General features: G+C 63.8%; 20 protein-coding genes. 11 read left to right on the forward strand and 9 right to left on the reverse strand.

What is annotated here, in order from left to right; all coding sequences use genetic code 11:
• Positions 1 to 288, reverse strand: a complete 288-nt coding sequence (locus YY7_RS0112575) for a type II toxin-antitoxin system RelE/ParE family toxin (RefSeq protein ID WP_028163555.1) — start codon at positions 286 to 288, stop codon at positions 1 to 3.
• 115 nt (positions 289 to 403) lie between these two features.
• Between YY7_RS0112575 and YY7_RS0112580 the strand changes: the two genes are divergently transcribed.
• Together YY7_RS0112580 and YY7_RS0112585 are read left to right on the forward strand one after the other, a co-directional pair.
• Positions 404 to 658, forward strand: coding sequence for a DUF3551 domain-containing protein (locus YY7_RS0112580; RefSeq protein ID WP_028163556.1), 255 nt, complete (start codon positions 404 to 406; stop codon positions 656 to 658).
• A gap of 174 nt (positions 659 to 832) precedes the next feature.
• Entirely contained in the window at positions 833 to 1,363 is a 531-nt protein-coding gene (locus YY7_RS0112585; protein ID WP_028163557.1) for a DUF1269 domain-containing protein, read from the forward strand.
• Positions 1,364 to 1,394: 31 nt separating this feature from the next.
• Here YY7_RS0112585 and YY7_RS0112590 read toward each other — a convergent pair whose 3' ends face one another.
• Genes YY7_RS0112590 through fliL form a run of 4 tightly spaced genes read right to left on the reverse strand, consistent with a single transcriptional unit; the run spans position 1,395 to position 4,321 of the window.
• Complete coding sequence (locus YY7_RS0112590) at positions 1,395 to 2,171, reverse strand: MotE family protein (protein ID WP_028163558.1); 777 nt, start codon at positions 2,169 to 2,171, stop codon at positions 1,395 to 1,397.
• Positions 2,168 to 2,629 (reverse strand): DUF6468 domain-containing protein, encoded by a 462-nt coding sequence (locus YY7_RS0112595; protein WP_028163559.1) that lies wholly within the window; start codon positions 2,627 to 2,629, stop codon positions 2,168 to 2,170. The genes YY7_RS0112590 and YY7_RS0112595 overlap by 4 nt, the downstream gene beginning before the upstream one ends.
• A gap of 1 nt (position 2,630) precedes the next feature.
• Complete coding sequence (gene fliM / locus YY7_RS0112600) at positions 2,631 to 3,827, reverse strand: flagellar motor switch protein FliM (protein ID WP_028163560.1); 1,197 nt, start codon at positions 3,825 to 3,827, stop codon at positions 2,631 to 2,633.
• Between the two features lie 2 nt (positions 3,828 to 3,829).
• Positions 3,830 to 4,321, reverse strand: a complete 492-nt coding sequence (fliL, locus tag YY7_RS0112605; RefSeq protein ID WP_028163561.1) for a flagellar basal body-associated protein FliL — start codon at positions 4,319 to 4,321, stop codon at positions 3,830 to 3,832.
• A 383-nt stretch (positions 4,322 to 4,704) separates the two neighbouring features.
• Between fliL and flgF the strand changes: the two genes are divergently transcribed.
• From flgF to YY7_RS0112640, 7 genes are all read left to right on the forward strand, one after another.
• Positions 4,705 to 5,469 (forward strand): flagellar basal-body rod protein FlgF, encoded by a 765-nt coding sequence (gene flgF / locus YY7_RS0112610; protein ID WP_028163562.1) that lies wholly within the window; start codon positions 4,705 to 4,707, stop codon positions 5,467 to 5,469.
• 13 nt (positions 5,470 to 5,482) lie between these two features.
• Positions 5,483 to 6,271, forward strand: coding sequence for a flagellar basal-body rod protein FlgG (gene flgG, locus YY7_RS0112615; protein WP_028163563.1), 789 nt, complete (start codon positions 5,483 to 5,485; stop codon positions 6,269 to 6,271).
• Between the two features lie 14 nt (positions 6,272 to 6,285).
• On the forward strand, positions 6,286 to 7,374 hold the full coding sequence (gene flgA, locus YY7_RS0112620; RefSeq protein ID WP_028163564.1) for a flagellar basal body P-ring formation chaperone FlgA: 1,089 nt from the start codon (positions 6,286 to 6,288) through the stop codon (positions 7,372 to 7,374).
• Between the two features lie 5 nt (positions 7,375 to 7,379).
• A complete protein-coding gene (gene flgH, locus YY7_RS0112625; RefSeq protein ID WP_028163565.1) occupies positions 7,380 to 8,132 on the forward strand; it encodes a flagellar basal body L-ring protein FlgH in 753 nt (250 codons plus the stop codon).
• A gap of 249 nt (positions 8,133 to 8,381) precedes the next feature.
• Entirely contained in the window at positions 8,382 to 9,953 is a 1,572-nt protein-coding gene (locus tag YY7_RS0112630) for a hypothetical protein (RefSeq protein ID WP_210164694.1), read from the forward strand.
• Positions 9,954 to 10,130: 177 nt separating this feature from the next.
• On the forward strand, positions 10,131 to 10,346 hold the full coding sequence (locus tag YY7_RS0112635) for a hypothetical protein (protein WP_028163567.1): 216 nt from the start codon (positions 10,131 to 10,133) through the stop codon (positions 10,344 to 10,346).
• 191 nt (positions 10,347 to 10,537) lie between these two features.
• The gene (locus YY7_RS0112640; RefSeq protein WP_028163568.1) at positions 10,538 to 10,960 is read left to right on the forward strand and encodes a hypothetical protein; all 423 of its coding nucleotides are present in this window, start codon (positions 10,538 to 10,540) and stop codon (positions 10,958 to 10,960) included.
• 162 nt (positions 10,961 to 11,122) lie between these two features.
• On the opposite strand, the gene YY7_RS0112645 is transcribed toward YY7_RS0112640, so the two are convergent.
• Positions 11,123 to 11,386 (reverse strand): hypothetical protein, encoded by a 264-nt coding sequence (locus YY7_RS0112645; RefSeq protein ID WP_028163569.1) that lies wholly within the window; start codon positions 11,384 to 11,386, stop codon positions 11,123 to 11,125.
• Between the two features lie 296 nt (positions 11,387 to 11,682).
• Between YY7_RS0112645 and YY7_RS56490 the strand changes: the two genes are divergently transcribed.
• Entirely contained in the window at positions 11,683 to 12,030 is a 348-nt protein-coding gene (locus tag YY7_RS56490) for a hypothetical protein (protein WP_155255141.1), read from the forward strand.
• A 456-nt stretch (positions 12,031 to 12,486) separates the two neighbouring features.
• Here the strand turns inward: YY7_RS56490 and YY7_RS0112655 are convergent, their stop codons facing one another.
• Both YY7_RS0112655 and YY7_RS0112660 read right to left on the reverse strand, forming a co-directional pair.
• The gene (locus YY7_RS0112655; RefSeq protein WP_028163570.1) at positions 12,487 to 13,272 is read right to left on the reverse strand and encodes a 2-keto-4-pentenoate hydratase; all 786 of its coding nucleotides are present in this window, start codon (positions 13,270 to 13,272) and stop codon (positions 12,487 to 12,489) included.
• Positions 13,273 to 13,350: 78 nt separating this feature from the next.
• Complete coding sequence (locus tag YY7_RS0112660; RefSeq protein ID WP_028163571.1) at positions 13,351 to 14,379, reverse strand: SDR family oxidoreductase; 1,029 nt, start codon at positions 14,377 to 14,379, stop codon at positions 13,351 to 13,353.
• A gap of 101 nt (positions 14,380 to 14,480) precedes the next feature.
• Between YY7_RS0112660 and YY7_RS0112665 the strand changes: the two genes are divergently transcribed.
• Positions 14,481 to 14,909 (forward strand): winged helix-turn-helix transcriptional regulator, encoded by a 429-nt coding sequence (locus tag YY7_RS0112665; protein ID WP_028163572.1) that lies wholly within the window; start codon positions 14,481 to 14,483, stop codon positions 14,907 to 14,909.
• Positions 14,910 to 14,930: 21 nt separating this feature from the next.
• Here YY7_RS0112665 and YY7_RS0112670 read toward each other — a convergent pair whose 3' ends face one another.
• A complete protein-coding gene (locus YY7_RS0112670) occupies positions 14,931 to 15,740 on the reverse strand; it encodes a phytanoyl-CoA dioxygenase family protein (RefSeq protein WP_028163573.1) in 810 nt (269 codons plus the stop codon).
• Between the last annotated feature and the right edge of the window lie 135 nt (positions 15,741 to 15,875).

Here is a 15,875-nt window from a genome sequence, read left to right on the forward strand (position 1 = left end):
TCAGACCTCCTTTGCCATTCGCTTCGCGGTTTCGATGTCTCGCTTCTGTGATTTCTTGTCGCCACCGCAGAGCAAGATCACAACGGTCTTGCCGCGCTTCGTGAAGTAAACCCGATATCCCGGGCCGTGGTCGATCCGCATTTCACTCACACTGTCGCCAACCGATTTGGCATCGCCGGGGTTGCCCAACTCCATGCGGCGGATGCGGGCAACGATGCGGGCTTTGGCCTGAATGTCGCCAAGCTTAGCGAACCACGTCGAGTAAGCTTCGGTCTGGATGATCTGCATCGCGTGTACTAGGATACACACCCTGTGACTGTCAACTATAATACACAAGGAAAATCTCCAAAGTAGAAGGAAGTAGAAAGAAAACGGGAAGTGACTTCCCTTTAAGGAGATTCCGATGCGCCCCGTGGCTCGGGCGATCCTGGTTGGCGTCGCAATCCTGGCGGCCTTGCCCGCCCAGGCGCAGACCTACGATCCGCGTTACCCGATCTGCATGCAGGTCTTCAGCATTGACGGCCCTGCCATCGGCTGCGGATATACATCGATGGCTCAGTGCAAGGCGTCGGCGTCAGGCCGCGCAGCCGAATGTTTTGCCAACCCGTATTTCGCGGGCGCAGGCGCGAAAGCGCCAGCCGGGGCCCGTCGGCGGTAGCCGGGTTCCCCGCTTCATTTGTGACAAAGGCCGCAAAGCCACAGATTGAACAACGTGCTACGCTCTCCTCGCCGGGGGTTGATGTAAATCAATCGCATTCGCGTGCCATTTGCTTTGCATTCGGATGGTCATGGAGACGCAATAGAGTCGGGCGGCCATAGAGGAGAACTGCAAATGAGTGATCTTGTCGTGATCGCATTCCCAACCGAGGCGAAGGCGGAAGAAGTTCGTCAGAAATTGCTGGCCATGCAGAAGGAGTACCTCATCGAACTCGGCGATGCCGTGATCGCGGTGAAGGATCCCGAAGGCCGGGTGAAGCTGAACCAGCTCATCAACACCACCGCGGCCGGCGCGGTCGGCGGCGCTTTCTGGGGCACCCTGATCGGCCTGATCTTCCTGATGCCGCTGGCAGGAGCGGCGCTTGGCGCCGCCGGCGGCACGCTCGGCGGATATCTGACCGATGTCGGTATCGACGACAAATGGATGAAGCAGACCGCTGAAGCCATTCAGCCCGGAACTGCGGCCCTCTTCGTGCTGGCACGCAGGGTGACCGGGGACAAAGTGCTCGAAGGCCTCAGGGGCGAAGGCGGGACCGTGCTGAAGACGTCTCTCGACCACACCAAGGAAGACGCGTTGCGGGCGGCGCTGGCCGGCGCGCAAGCGGTTGTTCCTACTCCACCTGCGCCGGCTGCACCGGCTGCTTGATAGTACTGCTGCAAGCGATGCGCTGAAGTCGTCAATTCAGCTTCGGCGCGAGCATCTTGCCCTCGATCTTCGGCAGGTCGGCGGCAGGTTGCAGCTTGTCGGGACTGGCGCGGCGGGCGAGCTCGACGGTGAGCCGCTCGGCCGCTTCGGGTTGCATCAGGCCGAGGATATCAGCCATCTTGCGCGGCGCGATCTGGGACGCGATCTCGTAGAGCACGCCCATTTCCAGCCGGTCGAACACCTTCGCGGCATCCTTCGGCTTCATGCCCTCATACATCGTGACGATGCCCTTGAAGCGCGCGGCGTCGGCTTCGGCCTTCTGCGCCGCGCTGGCGCTGGTCCTGGCGTCGCTCGCCTTGGCCTCCTCCACCTTCGCCTCGATGCGCTTCTCGGCGGCCTTCAACAGGCTTTCGCGGATCTCGATCTCGCGCGCGCGGGCATCGAGTTCCTGCCGGCGCGCCTGCAGCCGTTCCAGGATCGCGCGCTCGGAGGCCGAGATCTGCGGGGGCAGGTTCGGATTGATCACGACGCCATCCGGCTGCGGCGGCGGATCGGTCGCCGCGGGCGGCTCTTCCTTCTTTTTCTCCGCCGGAGCATGCACGGAGCCGGTGACGTCGTTCGGATCTCCCTTGTTCTTTCCTCCCGGGAAATTCAGCATCTCCTGCGCCCATGACGGCTTGGTCGACTGCGGATTGTAGTCGAACACATAGCCGCCATCGAGCACGAGGCCCGCGACCTTCAGCACCACGAGGCCGAAGATCGCGACCAGCACGACCGGGATGACGCGGATGTCGCGAAACGCGCTCATGCGGCCAGACCGCCTGCCTTTCTGCGTTCGGTGAAGGCTTCAGCAGCCGCCGCCACCGCCTTGGCCGGCGACATCTTCGGCGCTGCCGGCGCGGGTGCAGCGGCTGCCGCGGGCGCAGCCTCCGTCACCGGCCGTCCCGCCTGCACGATCCTCGATAGCCGCCGGATCATGGCGTCGGCCTCGGAGAGCTGGCCCTTCAGATGCGCCGACATCTGCGTCGCCGCGGTGAGCTGGCTGCCGAGATTCTCGTTGACGTCGCGCACGGTGTGCTTCAGCCCACCGATCGCGCGCTCGGCGATCTCGGTTGCCGTGATCAGTTCGGCGATGGTGGCCTTCAGCGAGTGCTCGTCGGCCTTCAGCCGCTGCAGGCGCTTGTTGAGCAGCATGCAGTAGCCGATCGTCAGCATCAACAGCACGGCGACCAGGCTTTCAATCGCAATTCCGAGGGAATGATTCAAACTATGCCTCCATCATCTTGGTCTGCTCGTCGGCCTTCTCGAACATCGCAAAGGTGGTATTGGGCTTGCGCAAATTCTTGCTGACGCGGATCGCGACACGGTCGCCGACGCGGCCCATGCGGCCCTCGGTCAGGGTGACGTGGCCGCAGCGCACCGACACCAGCGAGTCCGCGCGGATGTCGAGCGGCAGCGTGTCGCCGACCTTCAGCTTCATCAACTGCTTGAGCGGAATGTCGGCTTCATAGAGCACGGCCTCGACCGAGATCTCGGCCTGCGCCACCTCAGTCGCGAAATGTCCTTCCCAGATCGGATCGCGGCCGAACTTTTCGCCCATGAACATCTGCAACAGCACGTTGCGGATCGGTTCGATGGTCGCATAGGGCAGCAGCAATTCGATATTGCCGCCGCGGTCCTCCATGTCGATGCGCAGCCGCACCAGGATTGCGGCGTTGGCCGGACGGCTGATCGCGGCAAAGCGCGGATTCGTCTCGAGGCGGTCGATGGTGAATTTCACCGGCGACAGCGGCCGGAACGCCTGCTCGGCATCTGACAGCACGACCTCGATCAGGCGCTTCACCAGGTTGGTCTCGATCGTGGTGTAGGGGCGGCCCTCGATGCGCAGCGAGGTTTGGCCCCTGCGGCCGCCGAGCAGCACGTCGATCATCGAATAGATCAGGCTGGAATCGACGGTGGCGAGCCCGAAATTCTCCCACTCCTCCGCCTTGAACACGCTGAGCACCGCCGGCAGCGGGATCGAGTTCATGTAATCGCCGAAGCGCACCGAGGTGATGCGGTCGAGCGAGACTTCGACGTTGTCGGAGGTGAAATTGCGCAAGGATGTCGTCATCAACCGCACCAGGCGGTCGAACACGATTTCCAGCATCGGCAGGCGTTCATACGACACCATCGCCGAGTCGATGATGGCGCGGATGCCGGAATTGTCGTCGAGATTGACGTCGCCGACTGTGAAGCCGAGCAGATTGTCGATCTCTTCCTGCGAGAGGACCCGCTCGCCGCCGTTCTTGGTGCCGAAGTCGCGGCTACCGTCCTCGACCATGGCCGCCCATTGCAGCGACATGCTCTCCGACAGTTCGTTCTTCGCAGCCTCTTCCGCAGCGGCTGCGGGATCCTCGGAGTCGAGCGACGCCTCCCACTGGGCGGCGATCGCATCCTGGTCCATCTGGTCGTTGCCGGCCATCGCTACTGAACCACGACTTCCTTGAACAGCACCGCGTTCACTTGGTTGGGCGACACCGCCGCGTTGACACGCTTGGTGAGTTCTTCCTTGAGGCGGAACAGGCCGGCCGAGCCGTTGAGGTCGCTGGCGCGCAGTTCGCGCAAATAGGTCTGGAACAGGTCGGTGACGCGCGGCAGCGACGGCTTGATCGCCTCGACCTGCTTCTCCTCCTTCACCTCCAGCACCAGCTTGACCTTCAGATACTGGATGCGCTCGCCGGGCGCGCCGACGAGGTTGACGAGCATATCGGGCACTTCGACGAAGGCCGGCGGCTTCGGCGGCGGCGCTTCGGCATGCACCTCCTCACCGTGGCCGCGCATGAAGAAGAACCAGCCGGCGCCACCGCCAAGGATGGCGAGGAAGCCGACGGCGGCAATGATCAGCTTGAGCTTGCCCTTCTTCGAAGCTGCGGCCTCGCCCTCGGCGCCGCCCTCCGCCTTGTCCTCGTCCGCCATCGCCCGCCCGCTAAAAGATCGGAGACGAACGCGATTTGCCCCAGCCAAGCCCTTTAAGACGCAATACCAATGCCGCCAGCGCACGCGCGCTCTGTACGGTGCAACGCTAGGGTAAGAATGGTTAATGGTTTCTTTCGATTGCGCCGCAACTAGGAAAAAACTGCCGGGCAAACATGGTCAACAAGACCTTTCTGCCGCCCTCTCCGCCCCGGGCTGAACACCTAACCTCCTCACAAATCATCACTTTCCGACTTGGCACGGCTTTCGCTGAAGACCATGCGAGCCGGCGGGTTTGGGAGAGCCCAAAGGTTCACGAGGTCCGGGGGCTTGGGGTTTGGGAGAACCTCTTTTTCGCGGACCGTCCACGAAGGGGAGAACCGCCGATGCAGAATACGCTTCTGGTCGGACTATCGCGGCAGGTTGTGCTGGAGCGGCAGATGGATGTCGTCGCCAACAACATCGCGAACATCACGACGAACGGCTACAAGGCCGACCGCTCGCTGTTCCAGGAATTCCTGAGGTCCGGCGCGCATGAGGATAATTTTGCTCCCTCCGACCGCCGCGTGTCCTTTGTCAACGACCGCGCCACCTTCCACGACTTCTCGCAAGGACCGTCGCAGGAGACCAAGAACCCGCTCGACGTCGCGATCGACGGCTCGGGCTTCCTCGTGGTGCAGACGCCCCAAGGCGAGCGCTACACCCGCGACGGCAATCTGACCGTCAACAACCAGGGCCAGCTCGTCACCCAGTCCGGCTATCCCGTGCTCGGCAATGCCGGCCCGATCGTGTTCCAGCAGACCGACAAGGACATCAGCATCGCCGCCGACGGCTATGTCACCGTGCTCGAAGGCACCGGCCGCATCGATTCGATCCGCGGCAAGCTGCGCGTGGTCAATTTCGCCCAGCCGCAGCAGCTCGTGAAGGAAGGCAACAACCTCTATTCCGCCGGCGAAGGCAACCCGGCCGCGGTGGATACCACCTCGCGGCTGCGCCAGGGCTTCGTCGAGAAGTCCAACGTCAATTCCGTCACCGAGATGAGCCGCATGATCGAGATCACGCGGACCTACACCCAGATCTCGTCACTGCTGCAGCAGCAGAGCGATCTGCACAAATCGGCGATCGACAAGCTCGCCGACGTTCCGGCGTAAAGGAGAATAGTCAATGCGCGCTCTCTACACTGCAGCGACCGGCATGGCGGCACAGGAACTCAACGTTCAGGTGATCTCCAACAACATCGCGAACCTGCGCACCACCGGCTACAAGAAGCAGCGCGCCGCGTTCCAGGACCTGATCTACGACCATGTGCGCCGCGTCGGCTCGCAGGCCTCCGACCAGGGCACGATCCTGCCGGTCGGCATCGATCTCGGCGGCGGCGTCAAGACCGTCGGCACGCCACGCCTGATGAGCCAGGGCACGCTCTCGCCGACCGGCAACGATCTCGACATCGCAATCCGCGGCGAAGGCTTCTTCAAGATCCAGATGCCCGACGGCACCTACACCTACACCCGCGACGGCTCGTTCATGATGGACCAGCAGGGGCGCGTTGTTAACGCGCAGGGCAACCCGGTGCAGCCGACCATCACCATCCCGCAGAACTCCTCGCAGATCACGATCAATGCGCAGGGCCAGCTCACCGTGATGCTGCCGGGCTCGACCACGCCGACTTTGGTCGGCCAGATCGGGCTGACGCGCTTCATCAACAAGGCCGGCCTGCAGCCGATCGGCGACAACCTGTTCGTCGACACGCCGGCCTCCGGCACGCCGCAGGACGGCATCGCCAACACCGACGGGTTCGGCGACATGCAGCAGTCGAACCTCGAACAGGCCAATGTCGAGGTGGTGTCGGAAATCTCCGACCTGATCGCGGCCCAGCGTGCCTACGAGATGAACGCCAAGGTGATCAGCGCTGCCGACCAGATGCTGCAATCCACCTCCAACCTGTTCCGCTGAGGGGGAGAGTGACCATGTTCGCCCGCCCGCTTCTCCTCGCCGCGCTGCTCCTTGCCGCGTCGGTCTCCAATGCGATCGCGCAGAGCCGCAGCGACGCCGTCGCGCGGGACCGCAACGACGTCATCACGCCGCCGACGCTGCGCGCCAATGTCACCATCACAAGCGACATCGTCCGCATCGGCGATCTCGTCGACAACGCCGGCAGCTTCGGCACGACGCCGATCTATCGCGCGCCCGATCTCGGCACCACAGGCACGCTGCCGGTCGCGCAGGTGCTCGCCACGCTGCGGACCCATCAGGTGATCGGCGTCGACACCCGCGACCTCAAGGAAATTACGGTGACACGCGCCGCGCGCGCGATAGATCGGCAGGAGGTCGAGCAAGCGGTCGCCCGCACGCTGGAGCGCCGCAACGGCCTTGGCGAAGCCGCCAATCTCACCATCAATTTCGATCGCGACGTCGGCGACATCAGGCTGGAAGCCACCAATTCCGGTAATCTGCAGCCGATCGCTCTCCGCTACGATCCGCGCAACAGCCGCTTCGACATCACCTTCGAGATCGCGAACGAGACCGGCGCCGCGCCGACCAGGCTGCGCTTCACCGGCACCGCGATCGAAACCGTCGAAGCCGCCGTGCTGGCACGCGCTGTCGAGCGCGGCGAAATGTTGAAGCATTCGGACGTGCTGGTCGAGCGCCGCCCGAAAGCCGAGGTCGGCAACGACCTCGCGCTCCGTGACAATGCTGTCGGCATGCAGGCCCGTCGCCAGCTCCGCGCCGGACAGGCGCTGAAGAGCGCCGATCTCGCCAGGCCCGATCTCGTGACCCGCGATCAGAACGTGACGCTGATCTATCAGGCGGCCGGGCTCTACCTCACGATCCGCGGCAAGGCGCTCGACGGCGGCACTGAGGGCGATGTCGTCAGCGTGATGAACCTGCAGTCCAAGCGCACCGTCTCCGGCACCGTCACCGGCCGCGGCCAGGTCACGATCACCCCGCCGCGCGCCGCAACTGTCCTTGAACCCACCGCCTCGCTCGCGCCCGCCGAGCAGGCGAGCCCCGTCGCCGTCGCCAACGTCAGTTCAGTCGCCCCGAAAGCCGAGTAACCGTGATGTCCGCTCCCCGTATCAACCGCCTCGTCCTCACCGGCGCCCTCTTCACGCTAGGCATCCTCGCCAGCGGCTGCTCCTCGATCGACCGCCTCTCGCAGATCGGCGAACAGCCGAAGCTGACCGCGATCGAAAATCCGACCACGCAGCCGGGCTACAAGCCGGTGCAGATGCCGATGCCGAAACCGGAAGTGGCCTCCTACAGCCCGAACTCGCTGTGGCGCAACGGCTCGAGGGCCTTCTTCAAGGACCAGCGCGCCGCACGCGTCGGCGACCTGCTAACGGTCACCGTCAATTTCACCGACAGGGCCAACATCGCCAACGAGACCCAGCGCAGCCGTACCGCCAAGGAAGATTCTGGTATTACCGACTTCCTCGGCTCCCAAACGGTTACGCAGCCACTGAAGGTCCTGCCGGGCAAGATCCTCACCACGGACTCGACCTCTTCCAGCGACGGCAAGGGCTCGGTGAACCGGCAGGAAGCGTTGCAGACCAACGTCGCGGCCGTCGTCACGCAAGTGCTGCCGAACGGCAATCTCGTGGTCGAAGGCAAGCAGGAGATCCGCGTCAATTTCGAGATCCGCGAACTGATCGTCGCGGGCGTCGTGCGGCCCGAGGATATCCAGAGCGACAACACCATCGATTCAAGCAAGATCGCCCAGGCCCGCATCGCCTATGGCGGCCGCGGCCAGATCACCGACGTCCAGCAGCCCCGCTACGGACAGCAGGTGATGGACGTGCTGCTGCCGTTCTGACCTACTTCAAACCAGCTCCCACACTTTGTTGCGAACCTAGGCGCAACGAGGTGTTCCAACGCGGCCCTCGCTAGCTCCCCTGGCGGGGGTCGCGGCTTTTTGACGGTGGCTGAGGACTCTCTCGCCGTGAATGGTCCCATCGCGGAGACACCCTCCCCCCAGCCCTCTCCCGCACGCGGGAGAGGGAGTAGAGCGTCCATTGCGGATGCAAACCGAGCTTATCTCAGCGCTTTCGTGTAGCATTGCAGCATGCCGAACGGAACGAGCGTTCAGCCTTGCCCGATGCGCGTGTTGATCGGTCTTGCGCTCGCCATCCTGTGCGCCCCGCCTGCGTCGGCGACCGATCCGAGCATCGCGCTCGCGCCGGCGGCCATGGCGCGCATCGGCTCGGTCGACGAGCGCTTTCAATCCTACAATGTCGAGATGGTCGAGGTGACCGGCGGGCACTTCTGGCGTCCTTACGCCGATCGGCGCAAACCTTCTTCAAAAGGGGATGTCATCCCCGCGGGCAGGGATCCCGCAATGTACGCCTACCGCAAGCCGATCGATCTCGCCAATCCGCGGCTGCGCAAGCTCACCGCGGCGCTGGGGCCGGCCTATCTGCGCGTGAGCGGCACCTGGGCCAACACCACCTATTTCGACGACGCCGACGAGGGCGCGCGGTCCCCGCCTCCCGGCTTCAACGGCGTGCTGACCCGCCGTCAATGGAGAGGTGTCATCGACTTCGCGCGCGCGGCGGACGCTAGGCTCGTCACCTCCTTTGCGACAGGCCTGGGCACGCGCGATGCCAGCGGCGTCTGGACGCCGGCGCAGGCCGAGAAGCTGATCACGGCGACGCAGGCCCTCGGCGGCAACATCGCCGCCGCCGAGTTCATGAACGAGCCTGACCTCGCCGCCATCGGCGGCACGCCTTCCGGCTATGATGCCGCGAGCTTCGGCCGCGACATCGCCGTGTTCGCGCCGTTCCTCAAGCATGCATCATCGGAAACGATCCTGCTTGGCCCTGATACCGTGAGCACCGGCGGATCAGGCGATGCGCTCGGCAGTGAGAAGCTGTTGGCGGCCGCAGGCCCCGTGTTCGACGCGATCTCGTTCCACTATTACGGCGCGCTCTCGCCACGTTGCAGCAGGACGGTGCCGTCGGCTGCGGCGCGCGACAACAACGCGTTGTCGCAGGACTGGTTGTCCGGCATCGACCGTGCAGCGTCCTTCTACGCAAAATTGCGCGACCGGTTCGCACCCGGCCGGCCGCTGTGGATCACGGAAACGGCGGATGCCGCCTGCGGCGGCAATCCCTGGAGCTCGACTTTCCTCGATAGCTTCCGTTATCTCGATACGCTCGGGCGCATGGCCAAACGGCAGGTGCAAGTCCTCATGCACAACACGCTTGCAGCCAGTGACTACGGCCTGCTGGAAGAGAAGGATTTCACGCCGCGCCCGAACTATTGGGCGGCACTGCTTTGGCGAAAACTGATGGGCACGGTCGTGCTCGACGCCGGATCGGCGGCGGTGCCGGGACTATATCTCTACGCGCATTGCTTGCGGGACAAGTCAGGCGGCGTGGCGCTGCTTGCCATCAACACCGATCGGATGGCGCGGCGGTCGCTTGAGTTCTCCGGAACGGCGCGACGCTACACCCTGACCGCAGCCAGTCTCACTGGCTCGCGCGTGCGCCTGAATGGCCGCGAATTGAAGCTCGCTGCAGATGATGAATTGCCTGTGCTGGAAGGCGAGCCGCTCGCGACATCGCGTACCGAGCTGGCCCCGACCAGCATCACTTTTTTCTCGGTCGCGGATCCGGCTAATCCCACCTGCAAGTAGCGGAACGCCGGGCACCTCTGCATCGGAAGCATACCCCGGGAAACTACGTACAGCAGGTCAGATGCAGGCGAGCGCAGATCACATTTCGAAGAGATGTGATCACGCAAGTCCAACCACTGGCACGAAGCCTGCATAAACCAATCCAACCGGGTATTCCCCAATCAGCCGATGGTCAAAATGCTTGTCACGCTTGTCGCTATTCTCTGCAACGGCCCGCTTTGTCTTGAAAAAGTCGTCACCAACAGTGAGCAATCCGGCATCACCATGGCAGCCTGCAGTGTGAACGCGCAAATCGGCATCGCCGACTGGCTCTCCAAGGGGCCGTATCACGAGTGGAAGCTGAAGAGCTACAAATGCGTCATGGGCAAATATACGCCCAAGAACGAGGCTTAGAACGTGAGGCGTGCCGGTCCATCGATGAGGATCAGGTTGGCGATCTGATACACGTGCGGGTCAGGCATGATGGTGATTTTACGCGCGGCCTTTCACGCCCCATTAACCCTCGCGCCCTCACTCGCTGGAAGTTGGCGGCGTCGCGCTCTAGGTAGTGCACGACGCAAATTTTCTCGTTATGGGTGTGTTCGATGATCAGGGATGGCGAATATGCCGTTTGGTTTCGGACGCCGCACGGCGAAGGCACCGGGATCATCTATCTTGCAAATGGCAGGATCTCGGGCGGCGACTGCATGTTCACCTATAGCGGCACTTACGAGCTCGACGAAGACCGGTTCACCGCAACGCTGACGACCAAGCGCTACGCCGAAGGCCCGACCACCGTGTTCGGTGTCGACGAGGTCGAGGCAAAGCTGACCGGGGTGTTCAAGGGCCAGACCGCGGTGTGCTCAGGCACCGCGGAGCAAGCGCCGGGCGTACGTTTCGAGGCCAACCTGTTTCCCCGTCCGGAGCCGCCGTCAGAGCGCGGCATCAAGCGCGCTGCCGGCGTGACACGGCTGCCGCAGAGCCAGGCCGACCGCCACCGCCCCGCCAAGCCGTTTGCGGTTGGATGATCGGCATAGTTTCGTAGGGTCGGTTAGCCGCCCCCCAGTCTCGGCGGCCTCAACGCACGAAGCTGTAAGGCGTAACCCGCCGCCCTGCTCGCGACGATTGCGCTTGCGCCGTCGCGCGCTGAAGCGAAGCTCGGGACGTTAATCCACCTACCGCTTGGCGCTCTAGCCTACCCTGCCATTCATCTCGTGATGGCTGAGATGACGCTGGTGGCGCGCATGCCGTTCAATGAACGCGTGTCGCGCAGGCGGCCAATCGTTGCGCCAGTTGCCGTCGGTATAGGGATTGCCCGGCCCGATATTCTGGCAATTGGCATCGGGATAGAACTGCGCGCAGTAGCCGGGATCTTCGATCACCGCCTGAGCCGATGCCGGGCTTGCGAAAGCCGCCGCGATGACGCCAGCGGCGCCGATCAGTGCGTATTTCATTCTGGTCTCCTGGACGATGCAGAATCACACTCAGTCGAGATGGTGAGCCGCAGCGCCGGCGCCAATCATGGATCGCGCCGCCTTTCCTGACCGTGATAGTCCGCGACTTGCAACGATCACCGAAGTGACATCGAATAATGTGGCTCATTCACAAGAGCGGGAAAACTTCGCCGGGCAGATCTTGCCCATCCGCCGTCGAAACGTCCTGACGATCGCGCCTATCCCCTTGAAATAGCTCGCGCACATAATGGCACAGGCTTTGCGTGCCGCTTCTGCAGTCACCAATGAGGTGCGACGTGCAGATATCGCCAACAATCTCCTCCTATAGCTTTGTGACCGCGAGCACGAAGAACACTGCCGCGAAGGACGTCTCAAGCGCCGACGATCAAACCTCCACCCAACCCGCGCGAGAAACCTCCCTCGGCAACGATATCGAGCAGGAGTTCCTCAAATACGCGCACATGAACCCGATCGACCGGATGCGCGCGAACATCCTGAAGAGCATGAACCTGACCGAGCAGGACCTGCAAAGCATGACGCCGCAACAGCGCCAGGCGATTGAGCAGAAGATCAAGGACCTCATCGAGCAGCAACTCCACAAGAATGCGGACAAGAAGGGTCAGCTCGTCGACGTGTCGGCGTAAGGGGCCACAACTTCATCCGTCATCCGGGCGTGCGCAGCGCGAGCCCGGAATCCATCATGCCGCCGGCGCAGGCGGATGAGAGGGTGGAAAGTGACGCAAAGCTCGGGCGGAACGCGCCGCGAGAACGTGAATTCGCATCTTCTCACCAACTCCACCGTCATGCCCGCGAAGGCGGGCATCCAGTATCCGGCAGCCTCTCGGCTCAAGCACTGCCGTCGCTGGAATACTGGATCGTCCGGTCAAGCCGGACGATGACAGCGGAGAGCTGTTTGAAATTTGAATCCGATCTCTCCCCCGTCGTCCCGGGCTTGACCCCGGACCCATAACCACAGGACTTTGTCGTGTGCTCCGCTGCAACCGCTTGCTTGCGCCACAGCAACTCCCTGTGGTTATGGGTCCCCGCTTTTCGCGGCGACGACAGCGAGAGAGCAGCGCGCTCGAACCCACCCTACCCCATCACGCGAACGTGGCCTTCACCTTGCCCAGTCCGGCGAGCTCCATCACGACGCTGTCGCCGGCATTGAGCCATATCGTCCTCACCAGGCTGCCCGTCAGCACCACCTGTCCCGCATGCAAGCCCTTGCCTTCGGCGGCAAGATGGTTGGCAAGCCAGGCGAGTGCGTTATGGGGATGACCGAGCACGTCGGCGCCGGTGCCGCTCGCCACCTCCTCGCCATTGATGAGGGCGCGGCCCTTGACGTCGTGCAGATCGGGCGCGGTGATGCGCGGCACCGCTGTGCCCAGCACGCAACCGGCGGCGAAGAAGTCGTCTGCGATCAGCGTCGGCGCGCCCATCGCCTCCCATTTCGCATAGCGGTCGTCGACGATCTCGATCGCGGGACGATACTCCGCGACCGCCTCCGCCACCCATTCGGCGGTGAACGGCGCCTCGCCCGGCGCCAGATCGCGCGCCAGCTTCACCGCGATCTCGCATTCGACGCCGACGCGGACATAGTCGGCCATCTTGAGCTCGGCGCCGCTCTCATGCACGCCCTTCTCGAACACGCCGCCGCCGCAAGGATGGTCGATGCCGAGATAGTCCTGCATCACGGCACTGGTGCAGCCGATCTTGTAGCCGACGAGCGCGCCGACCTTCGGCAGCAACAGGTCATGCACCGCACGCTGGACCTGATAGCCCTCCTCCTCATCGGCCGGCACCAGATCCACCGGCAGCGCCGCCAGCGGCGCGCGGTTACGGCGAGCGGTGGCGATGGCCTTTGCGGCCGCTGCGGTCCTGTCCATGGCCACCTCCCGGATTGCGTTGTCGAGATGGCAATTCAGCACCACGGCGCGCGCTTGACAAGCGCGTCACATACGCGCTCACGCCTTGACAAGGCCGAGCCTGATCAGGCTTTCGGCGGTCGCAAGGATCGTCTCGTCGTCGCGGCGCGGCGTCCAACCGAGCTTTTCGCGGGCCTTCGCGCTGGTGGAGCGGCGGACCTTGCCGAGCATCGGCACGGCATAGCGCAGCACCGGAACGCCCATTGCGGCCAACCGCACCACCCAGTCCGGCGCCTGGAAGCGCGGCACCCGCCGGGCGGCGGAACCGAGCTCGCGCCGCAGGAGGTTTGCGATGTCGAGCATCGACATCGGATCTCCGGCAACCGCGATGAAGCGTTCGCCGCGCGCCGCCGGCGAGGTCATCGCGCGCAGATGCAGCTCCGCCACGTCGCGCACGTCGACCACGGCGAAATGGATTCGCGGCACCGCCGGCATCGCGCCATTGAGCAGCATCTTGATGATGTCGATCGAGCCGGAGAAATCCGGTCCCAGGACCGGACCGAACACGCCGACGGGATTGATGACGGAAAGCTCCAGTCCGCCGCCCTCTTTCGCAATGAAATCCCAGACCGCGCGCTCAGCGAGCGTCTTCGATTTGACATAGGCGAACACGTCGTCGCCATCGAGATTGGTCCAGCTCGTCTCGTCGAACGGCTGCGGCTGCGGCGGGTGGCCGTAGCCGATCGCCCCCATCGACGACGTGACCACGACACGCTTGACGCCGGCATCGCGCGCAGCGCGGAGCACCCGCAGCGTTCCATCGCGTGCGGGAATGATCATCTCGTTCTCGTCCCTGGGCACACTGCTGCTGAGCGGAGAGGCGACATGCAGCACGTAGTCGCAGCCGGCCATCGCCTCGCGCCAGCCGGCCTCCTGCGTGAGATCGGCAGTGAAGAACGATACGCTCTCGGGCGATGGCGCATTGCCCTGGTGCAGCATCGCCAGCACATCCTTGCTGCGCTCCGGCCGGCGTACCGTGGTGCGCACCTGATGCCCCGCGACCAGCAACTGCAGGATGGTGTGAACCCCGATGAAACCCGATCCACCCGTAACCAAAACGGTGCTCATCCGACAAAGCCTTTCCTGAATCCTCGGCCTCGGCGCGGAAATTCGTTTCGCCGGCCTGCAACATCCGCATCTGGGCCACTATCTGCAGCGGGACAAGTAGGATGAAATTCGAGACCGGTATGGAAAACAATACCACCTCGCCCTGCGATTCCGCCGAATGCGCAGGTTGCGCGCCCGACCCGGCACTGCTCGGCGATTTCAAGCACGCCATTCACGCACTCGGCGGCAAATGGAAACTCGAGATTCTTTTTTCGCTGATGAACGGGGCGATCCGCTTCGGCGCCCTGCGCCGCTCGCTTGACGGCATCACCCAGCACATGCTGACCGCGCAACTGCGCGAGCTCGAACGCGACGGCCTGGTTCTTCGCACCGTGCTTGCCGAAAAGCCGCTGCGGGTGGAATACGAATTGACCGACGCCGCTTATGGACTCTTGCCAGCATTCCGCGAATTGCTCACGTGGTCAAAGACCTATGGCGCACGCGGCCATGCAGCCGCGCGCGAAGCGACACTCGACGCCGAACTCACCTGAATGTCGCTTCGCAGCTTTACGCTATTTCGCCATTCCGAGCGCCCGCCGGATCGCGATCTCGACCGGCGAATAGGCGCCGTCGGGACGCGCGAGCTGGTAGGGCTCCCTTAATGGCAGCGCGGGCTGTGCCATGAAGCGCGGCGCGCTGCCCTGGTGCCGTTGAGCGGCGTGAATCAGGAAGGGATGGCAGAGATAGACCGTGCCGGCCGCGCCGGTCGCGAGCGCAATCGGACAGTCGGCGCCGATCTCGTCCAGCACCATGCGGGCACGGCCGGCCTCGCCTGCGGGTGCGAGATAGCGAGCCATCGGCTGGTGCGAGCCGACCCTGATGCGTGTCGGCGCATCCTGTTCGCCGACATCGGAGAACAGGAACAGCATCAGCAATGCACGCCCGCGCGAGGTGACATTGACGCGCCAGGCCGAGAAATCCTGCCGCTCATTCGGATCGCAATCCTCACCGGGAAAGCTGAGGTCGACGTGCCATCCGGCGTCGCCGGGATCGTCCGGATGCGGAAAGCGTACCGGAAAGGTGCCGATGTCCTGTCGCGGCCACCAACGGCCTCTCCCGACGATCTGGTCGATCGCCCTATGCAGGACCGGCGTGTTGATCGCCTGCCGGAACGGTGGCTGGCCATAGAAGCCCAGTCGGACCACCGGGCGCGTCCATGTTGCGGGCGCGTGCTCGCTGCATGGCAAGTCACGCCACAGGATGGCGCGCGCTTCCGCGGCAAGCTCGCCCGGAAAAGCGTCGTCGATCCTGACAAAGCCGTGCTCGATGAATTGGGCAATTTGCGCGTCGGTGAGCGAACGCGCGCGTTCGTGGTCGGTCATGATGATGATCTCTCAAGCTGGCGCCAGACATTGTTGCGCTGCGTCATGCAGCGGCGGTCCGGCTCAATCGGTCCAATGGGATGCCGCAGGCAGCGGCGGCTGGGTCAGCGACCCAGCAAGAAGACCGACGCGAAG

Origin of the sequence: Bradyrhizobium elkanii WSM2783 (genome assembly GCF_000472865.1) — a bacterium.
In the GTDB taxonomy this organism is placed as follows: Bacteria; Pseudomonadota; Alphaproteobacteria; order Rhizobiales; family Xanthobacteraceae; genus Bradyrhizobium; species Bradyrhizobium elkanii_A.